10 protein-coding genes are annotated in these 8393 nt (G+C 39.3%); 9 read left to right on the forward strand and 1 reads right to left on the reverse strand.

Translation table 11 applies throughout. The features are described from left to right. Nucleotides 1–1026: translation elongation factor 4 (gene lepA / locus SMIDD26_RS04365; protein ID WP_134990162.1), on the forward strand; the 1026-nt coding region annotated here is incomplete at its 5' end. A 79-nt stretch (nt 1027–1105) separates the two neighbouring features. Here the strand turns inward: lepA and SMIDD26_RS12760 are convergent. Beyond that, nucleotides 1106–1528 carry a hypothetical protein gene (locus SMIDD26_RS12760; RefSeq protein WP_061439143.1) on the reverse strand — a complete coding sequence of 141 codons (423 nt, stop codon included), beginning with the start codon at nt 1526–1528 and terminating at the stop codon, nt 1106–1108. A 180-nt stretch (nt 1529–1708) separates the two neighbouring features. Between SMIDD26_RS12760 and SMIDD26_RS04375 the strand changes: the two genes are divergently transcribed. The 8 genes from SMIDD26_RS04375 to lacD all read left to right on the forward strand — a co-directional run bounded on the left by SMIDD26_RS04375 (nt 1709) and on the right by lacD (nt 8097). Continuing rightward, entirely contained in the window at nt 1709–2185 is a 477-nt protein-coding gene (locus tag SMIDD26_RS04375) for a PTS sugar transporter subunit IIA (RefSeq protein WP_000521974.1), read from the forward strand. Between the two features lie 38 nt (nt 2186–2223). Then, complete coding sequence (locus SMIDD26_RS04380) at nt 2224–2529, forward strand: PTS sugar transporter subunit IIB (RefSeq protein ID WP_000590550.1); 306 nt, start codon at nt 2224–2226, stop codon at nt 2527–2529. A 47-nt stretch (nt 2530–2576) separates the two neighbouring features. Then, on the forward strand, nt 2577–4052 hold the full coding sequence (locus tag SMIDD26_RS04385; RefSeq protein ID WP_061439145.1) for a PTS galactitol transporter subunit IIC: 1476 nt from the start codon (nt 2577–2579) through the stop codon (nt 4050–4052). A gap of 98 nt (nt 4053–4150) precedes the next feature. Further along, complete coding sequence (locus tag SMIDD26_RS11480) at nt 4151–5047, forward strand: aldose 1-epimerase family protein (protein WP_134990134.1); 897 nt, start codon at nt 4151–4153, stop codon at nt 5045–5047. A 156-nt stretch (nt 5048–5203) separates the two neighbouring features. Further along, nucleotides 5204–5629, forward strand: a complete 426-nt coding sequence (lacA, locus tag SMIDD26_RS04395; protein WP_000029277.1) for a galactose-6-phosphate isomerase subunit LacA — start codon at nt 5204–5206, stop codon at nt 5627–5629. 30 nt (nt 5630–5659) lie between these two features. Continuing rightward, a complete protein-coding gene (gene lacB / locus SMIDD26_RS04400) occupies nt 5660–6175 on the forward strand; it encodes a galactose-6-phosphate isomerase subunit LacB (RefSeq protein WP_001216916.1) in 516 nt (171 codons plus the stop codon). Between the two features lie 10 nt (nt 6176–6185). Then, a complete protein-coding gene (locus tag SMIDD26_RS04405) occupies nt 6186–7115 on the forward strand; it encodes a tagatose-6-phosphate kinase (protein ID WP_061439147.1) in 930 nt (309 codons plus the stop codon). Between the two features lies 1 nt (nt 7116). Further along, complete coding sequence (gene lacD / locus SMIDD26_RS04410) at nt 7117–8097, forward strand: tagatose-bisphosphate aldolase (protein ID WP_061439149.1); 981 nt, start codon at nt 7117–7119, stop codon at nt 8095–8097. Nucleotides 8098–8393 lie beyond the last annotated feature (296 nt).

The following is an 8393-nucleotide window of genomic DNA, read 5'->3' on the forward strand; positions in this document are numbered from 1 at the left end:
ATTGCGGCTTCTATCAAGACGGTTCAGGACACTCGTGTGGGTGATACCGTTACCTTGGCAACCAATCCTGCAGCAGAGCCATTACATGGCTACAAGCAGATGAATCCTATGGTCTTTGCGGGTCTCTATCCAATCGAATCAAACAAGTACAATGACCTGCGTGAAGCCCTTGAAAAATTGCAACTGAATGATGCTAGTCTTCAGTTTGAACCAGAAACATCTCAGGCACTTGGATTTGGTTTCCGTTGTGGTTTCCTTGGACTTCTCCATATGGATGTTATCCAAGAACGTTTGGAACGTGAGTTCAACATCGACCTTATCATGACAGCTCCGTCCGTTATCTATAAGGTTAATTTGACCGACGGTGAGTCTATGGATGTGTCTAACCCATCTGAGTTCCCAGATCCTACCAAGATTGCGACCATTGAAGAGCCTTATGTCAAGGCGCAAATCATGGTACCGCAAGAGTTTGTTGGAGCAGTAATGGAGCTGGCTCAACGCAAGCGTGGGGACTTTGTGACTATGGACTATATTGATGATAACCGTGTCAATGTTATCTATCAAATTCCACTTGCTGAAATCGTCTTTGACTTCTTTGATAAGCTCAAGTCTTCGACACGTGGTTATGCAAGTTTTGACTACGAATTGTCAGAATATCGCCCATCTAAGCTAGTGAAAATGGATATCCTTCTCAACGGAGACAAGGTGGATGCCCTCAGCTTTATCGTTCATAAGGACTTTGCTTATGAACGTGGGAAACTCATCGTTGATAAACTCAAGAAAATCATCCCTCGCCAACAATTTGAGGTTCCAATCCAAGCGGCTATTGGACACAAGATTGTCGCTCGTACTGATATTAAGGCCCTTCGTAAGAACGTACTTGCTAAATGTTACGGTGGTGACGTTTCTCGTAAACGCAAACTCCTTGAAAAACAAAAAGCTGGTAAGAAACGCATGAAAGCCATCGGATCAGTAGAAGTCCCACAAGAAGCCTTCCTCAGCATCTTGAGCATGGATGAAGAATAAGTTATCAGAATTGTTTTTCTTGTACATAGGAAATTTATATCAGAATCAATCGTAAAGCAGGCTTAAATGGTCTGCTTTTTTAGTTTTTATACTCTTCGAAAATCTCTTCAAACCACGTCAGCGTCGCCTTGTCGTATGTATGGTTACTGACTTCGTCAGTCTTATCTACAACCTCAAAACAGTGTTTTGAGCTGACTTCGTCAGTCTTATCTACAACCTCAAAACAGTGTTTTGAGCTGACTTCGTCAGTTTCATCTACAACCTCAAAACCATGTTTTGAGCTGATTTCGTCAGTTCTATCCACAACCTCAAAACAGTGTTTTGAGCTGACTTCGTCAGTTTCATCTACAACCTCAAAACCATGTTTTGAGCTGACTTCGTCAGTTTCATCTACAACCTCAAAACCATGTTTTGAGCTGACTTCGTCAGTTTCATGTACAACCTCAAAACAGTGTTTTGAGCAACCTGCGGCTAGCTTCCTAGTTTGCTCTTTGATTTTCATTGAGTATTAGAACAGAAAAAATGCTTGGAGTATTTGTTTGTGTGTTTATTTTTATATAACAAACTATAAACACAACAAAAATATAAAAAAAGAGACAAAAATCAACAGAAAACTATTGACAACGATTTCATATAATGTTACACTTATGACATAAAGTTAATGGAAAGAAGGGAAAACCTTATGGGATTAGATCATTTCTTTGACAAAAACCTTGTGTTTTGCTTAGAAGCGGATAATCAAGAACATCTCTTTGATCAGGTTGCAACTTTATTGGAAGAACGAGAAATCGTAACTCCAACCTATCGTGAAGCCTTGATCACTCGTGAAAAGTCATTTCCAACTGGCTTAGATATGGAATTTTTGGGTAAGGATTTGCCGAATGTGGCTATTCCTCACACAGATATTGTTCATAATCTAGCTGAAAAAGTTGTGGTGGTTCGATTAGAGAAACCAGTGACTTTCCACAATATGATTGCACCAGATAAGGAAGTAGAAGTATCCTTGCTCTTCTTTATCATCAATAACTCTAGTTCAAGTCAAACCAACATTCTTGCTCAGTTGATGGACTTCTTTACAGGAAATGGTCATCTTGAAGACCTATCAAAAATTTCTGAACCAGAAGCCCTCTATGCTTATATAGCTGAAGCAATCGCTTAATCTTGTCTATTAAAAATATTAAATCGGAGGAGATCCATATGATTAAAATTCTTGCTGCCTGCGGTGCAGGTGTTAACTCAAGCCACCAAATTAAAAGTGCTCTTGAAGAAGAACTTTCAAACCGTGGTTACGATGTGCACTGTGATGCAGTCATGGTCAAAGACGTTAATGAAGACCTTATCAAAGGTTATGACATCTTCACACCAATTGCTGCGACAGACCTTGGTTTTGACCCAGGTATTCCAGTTATCGAAGCTGGACCAATCTTATTCCGTATCCCAGCTATGAGTGCTCCAGTATATGATAATATTGAAGCAGCCATCAAAGAACACGGGTTAAGCTAATTTTAATTTGTTAACATTCATATAACATAAAAAAGGGAGGAACTGTTATGGATGCAATCTTTGACCTAATCAAAGGCTTTTTCACCCCCATCTTAGATATGGGTGGACCTGTCATCATGTTAATCATTTTGACAGTATTGGCTTTACTTTTTGGAGTGAAATTCTCCAAAGCGCTTGAAGGTGGTATCAAACTTGCCATCGCTCTTACTGGTATCGGTGCTATCATCGGTATGCTCAACACTGCTTTCTCAGCATCACTAGCAAAATTCGTTGAAAATACTGGTATTCAATTGAGTATTACCGACGTTGGTTGGGCACCACTTGCTACAATCACTTGGGGTTCTGCTTGGACACTTTACTTCTTGCTCATCATGTTGATTGTCAACATAGTGATGCTTGCTATGAAGAAAACAGATACACTTGACGTTGATATCTTCGATATCTGGCACTTGTCTATCACAGGTCTTTTGATTAAATGGTATGCAGATAACAACGGTGTGAGTCAAGGGGTTTCACTCTTTATTGCTACAGCAGCTATCGTCCTTGTTGGTGTGTTGAAAATTATCAACTCTGACTTGATGAAACCTACATTTGACGACCTTCTTAACGCTCCAAGTTCATCACCAATGACATCAACTCACATGAACTACATGATGAACCCAGTTATCATGGTTTTGGATAAGATTTTTGAAAAATTCTTCCCAGGTCTTGATAAATACGACTTTGACGCCGCAAAATTGAATAAGAAAATCGGTTTCTGGGGTTCTAAATTCTTTATCGGTTTCATCCTTGGTATCGTTATCGGTATTATGGGAACTCCACATCCAATTGCAGGGGTTGAAGATGCAGATAAATGGCGTCTTGTTATCAAAGGATGGTTGTCTCTTGGTTTGACTGCCGGTGTATCTTTGGAACTCTTCTCACTTATCGGTTCATGGTTCATCGCAGCCGTAGAACCTCTTTCACAAGGTATTACAAACGTTGCTACTAAACGTCTTCAAGGACGTAAATTTAACATCGGTCTTGACTGGCCTTTCATCGCTGGTCGTGCTGAAATCTGGGCTTGTGCTAACGTACTTGCACCAATCATGTTGATTGAAGCTGTGCTTCTTTCAAAAGTTGGAAATGGTATCTTGCCACTTGCAGGTATCATCGCTATGGGTGTTACTCCAGCTCTCTTGGTTGTAACTCGTGGTAAATTGCTCCGTATGATCATCTTCGGAACGCTCTTGTTGCCACTCTTCCTTCTTTCAGGTACACTTATTGCACCATTTGCAACAGAACTTGCTAAAGGTGTAGGTGCCTTCCCAGCAGGTGTGAGCGAAACTCAATTGATCACTCACTCAACTCTTGAAGGACCAATCGAAAAACTTCTTGGTTGGACAATTGGTAACACTACAACAGGTGATATCAAAGCAATCCTTGGTGCTGTAGTCTTCCTTGTATTCTATATCGGTATCTTTGCTTGGTACAGAAAACAAATGATCAAACGTAATGAAGAGTACGCAGCAAAAGCAAAATAATGCGCTCCTATAAAATGTAAATTGTTGAAACTAGGTTGTCATACCATTAGGAGTGACAACCTAGTTTTTTATAAACTATCAAGAAATCGGAGAAAATAATGGTAATTGAATTAAAATCAGAACAATTAAGAGTTCAATTTAACAGTTTTGGTGGGGCTCTTTCTTCTATAAAAGATGCGGAAGGTCTCGAGTATTTGTGGCAAGGAGATGCTATTTATTGGAGTGGACAAGCTCCTGTTCTCTTCCCCATTTGTGGTTCATTGAGAGATGATACAGCCGTCTATATAGATGATAATGGACAAGAAATCCAAGGAATCATCCCTCGTCATGGTTTGGTTCGTAAGAAAGAATTTGAATTAGTTGAACAGACAGACAAGAGTGTAACTTTTGCAATTGAAGACGATGAAAATAGCTATCAGAACTACCCTTATCATTTCCGCCTAGAGATTACTTATAGCCTTACTGGCAAGACAGTACGGACTCAATACAAGATTTTCAATAAAGAAACTAGCAAGGTCATGCCTTACTTTATTGGTGGCCATCCAGGATTTAATTGTCCTCTACTGGATGATGAAGTCTATGAAGATTACTATTTAGAGTTTGAGAAAGAAGAGACTTGCTCTGTTCCACGTCCTTTCCCAGACACGGGTATGCTGGATTTTCATGATAGAAGTCCATGGCTAGAGGGTCAAAAAGAATTAGATCTTAATTATGATCTTTTCAGCACAGATGCAGTCACCTTAGATGAATTGCAATCTCGAACAATTGCCCTTCGTTCTCGTAAACATGATAAGGGATTGAAAGTGCACTTTACAGAGTTTCCAAACCTCATCATCTGGTCAACTTTGAACAAGGGACCTTTCATTGCCTTTGAACCATGGTCTGGCTTGTCAACATCCCTTGAAGAAGGAGATCATTTAGAAGATAAGAAGAATGTTCGTCTCTTAGAAGCCAATCAGGTTGAAGAATTAGGGTTTGAGATAGAAGTTTTATAAAAAAGTAAAAAATAAATAACAAAAACAAACACAAACTGTTGACTTTCTCAAACAATAGTAGTATATTATGTTTGTGAGGACTAATTGACTGTTTTTTAAAGACAGCCAATACACTGCTGGAATCCAGCATAGAAAAAATAAAAAGGAGTATAAAATATGTCTATTGTTATCGGTGCAGATGCTGCAGGTTTGAGATTGAAAGAAGTTGTGAAAGACTTCTTGGAAAAAGAAAACTTCCACGTTGTGGATGTTACAGCTGAAGGTCAAGACTTTGTTGATGTGACTCTTGCTGTTGCTGCAGAAGTAAACAAAGAAGAACAAAATCTTGGTATCGTGATTGATGCTTACGGTGCTGGTCCATTTATGGTCGCAACAAAAATCAAAGGAATGGTTGCTGCAGAAGTATCTGACGAACGTTCAGCTTATATGACTCGTGGCCACAACAACTCACGTATGATCACTATGGGTGCACAACTTGTTGGTGATGAATTGGCTAAAAATATCGCTAAAGGATTTGTTAACGGTAAATACGACGGTGGTCGTCACCAGATTCGGGTCGACATGTTGAACAAAATGTGCTAATTAGATTACAATAAGAAAGGTAAGTTAAAAATGAGAATTGCAATTGGATGTGACCACATCGTAACAGATGAAAAAATGGCGGTTTCAGAATTTTTGAAATCAAAAGGATATGAAGTCATTGACTTTGGTACATATGACCATACACGTACTCACTACCCAATCTTTGGTAAAAAAGTAGGGGAAGCTGTAACTAGCGGTCAAGCTGATCTTGGAGTATGTATCTGTGGTACTGGTGTTGGTATCAACAACGCTGTAAATAAAGTTCCAGGTGTCCGTTCTGCCTTGGTTCGTGATATGACAACAGCCCTTTATGCTAAAGAACAATTGAACGCCAACGTTATCGGTTTTGGTGGTAAGATTACTGGTGAATTGCTCATGTGTGACATCATCGAAGCTTTCATCCATGCTGAATACAAACCAACTGAAGAAAACAAAAAATTGATTGCGAAAATTGAACACCTTGAAAGTCACAATGCTCAACAAACTGACGCAAACTTCTTCACTGAATTCCTTGAAAAATGGGATCGCGGAGAATACCACGACTAAGAGGTGACCTATGATTTTAACAGTCACAATGAACCCATCCATCGATATTTCCTATCCTTTGGATGAGTTGAAGATTGATACTGTCAATCGTGTGGTGGATGTAACCAAAACAGCTGGTGGTAAGGGACTCAATGTTACCCGAGTACTTTCAGAATTTGGGGATTCTGTTCTTGCTACTGGTTTAGTTGGTGGTAAACTTGGTGAGTTTCTGGTTGAACATATCGATGATCAAGTAAAGAAAGATTTCTTCTCAATTCAGGGAGAAACTCGGAACTGTATCGCTATTCTTCACGGAGACAACCAAACAGAAGTTCTTGAAAAAGGTCCTGAAATATTGGAACAGGAAGGTCAAGACTTTTTGAAACATTTCAAAAAACTCTTGGAGTCAGTTGAAGTAATAGCTATCTCAGGTAGTTTACCAGCTGGCCTTCCAGTTGATTACTATGCGAGTTTGGTAGAACTTGCTAATCAAGCTGGCAAGCCTGTTGTCTTGGACTGCTCTGGTGCAGCACTTCAGGCGGTTCTTGAATCACCCCATAAACCAACAGTCATCAAACCAAATAATGAGGAATTGTCTCAACTTCTAGGAAGAGAAGTTTCTGAGGATTTGGATGAATTAAAAGAAGTCCTTCAAGAACCTTTGTTTTCAGGTATTGAATGGATTATCGTTTCACTTGGTGCCAATGGTGCCTTTGCCAAACATGGAAATACTTTCTACAAGGTAGATATTCCTAGAATTCAGGTGGTAAATCCTGTTGGATCTGGAGACTCTACTGTGGCAGGAATTTCTTCAGGACTTCTTCACAAAGAATCGGATGCAGCATTACTCATCAAGGCAAATGTCCTTGGTATGCACAATGCTCAAGAAAAAATAACTGGTCATGTCAACATGGCCAACTATCAAGCTCTATATGATCAATTAATAGTAAAAGAGGTATAAAATGGCTTTAACAGAACAAAAACGTGCACGCTTAGAAAAACTTTCTGATGAAAATGGTATCATCTCAGCTCTTGCATTTGACCAACGTGGTGCTTTGAAACGCCTCATGGCTCAACACCAAACAGAAGAACCAACTGTGGCTCAAATGGAAGAACTTAAAGTTTTGGTAGCAGATGAATTGACTAAATACGCTTCATCTATGCTTCTTGACCCTGAGTATGGACTTCCAGCGACTAAAGCTCTTGATGAAAAAGCTGGTCTTCTCCTTGCTTATGAAAAAACAGGTTATGATACAACAAGCACAAAACGCTTGCCAGACTGCTTGGATGTTTGGTCTGCAAAACGTATTAAAGAAGAAGGTGCAGATGCAGTTAAATTCTTGCTTTACTACGATGTAGATAGCTCAGACGAACTCAACCAAGAAAAACAAGCTTACATCGAACGTATCGGTTCTGAGTGTGTGGCTGAAGATATCCCATTCTTCCTTGAAATTCTTGCTTACGATGAAAAAATTGCTGACGCTGGTTCTGTAGAATACGCTAAAGTAAAACCACACAAAGTTATCGGTGCTATGAAAGTCTTCTCAGACCCACGCTTTAACATTGATGTCTTGAAAGTTGAAGTTCCTGTTAACATTAAATATGTTGAAGGCTTCGCTGAAGGTGAAGTAGTTTATACACGTGAAGAAGCAGCAGCCTTCTTCAAAGCACAAGATGAAGCAACTAACTTGCCATACATCTACTTGAGTGCTGGTGTATCAGCTAAACTCTTCCAAGATACTCTTGTATTTGCTCACGAATCAGGTGCAAACTTTAACGGAGTTCTTTGTGGCCGTGCAACATGGGCTGGATCAGTTGAAGCATACATCAAAGATGGTGAATCAGCAGCTCGCGAATGGCTACGTACAACTGGATTTGAAAATATTGACGAACTCAATAAAGTTCTTCAAACAACAGCGACTTCATGGAAAGAACGCGTGTAAGAAAGTCCTCATAGTCTAGGAACATGAATCTAAAAAAATTTTAAAAAAGTTGTATGTAAAGGTTTACAAATTAACTTACTTGTGCTATACTTAAATCACAAGTTAATACAAGGTGAGTGTTACTAAGTAATATTAGGCATGATCACAGGTGAATTAGAAATCGGCTGATTTTCTAGTTCATTTGTGGTCATTTTTTATACTCATATACCTTTAATATATAAAAGGAGGTTGACATGTATCGAATTCTAAATCCAATGAATCACAATGTCTCGCTTGTCAGAAATGATAAAGGAGAA

This window comes from Streptococcus mitis (assembly GCF_001579035.1).
In the GTDB taxonomy this organism is placed as follows: Bacteria; Bacillota; Bacilli; order Lactobacillales; family Streptococcaceae; genus Streptococcus; species Streptococcus mitis_J.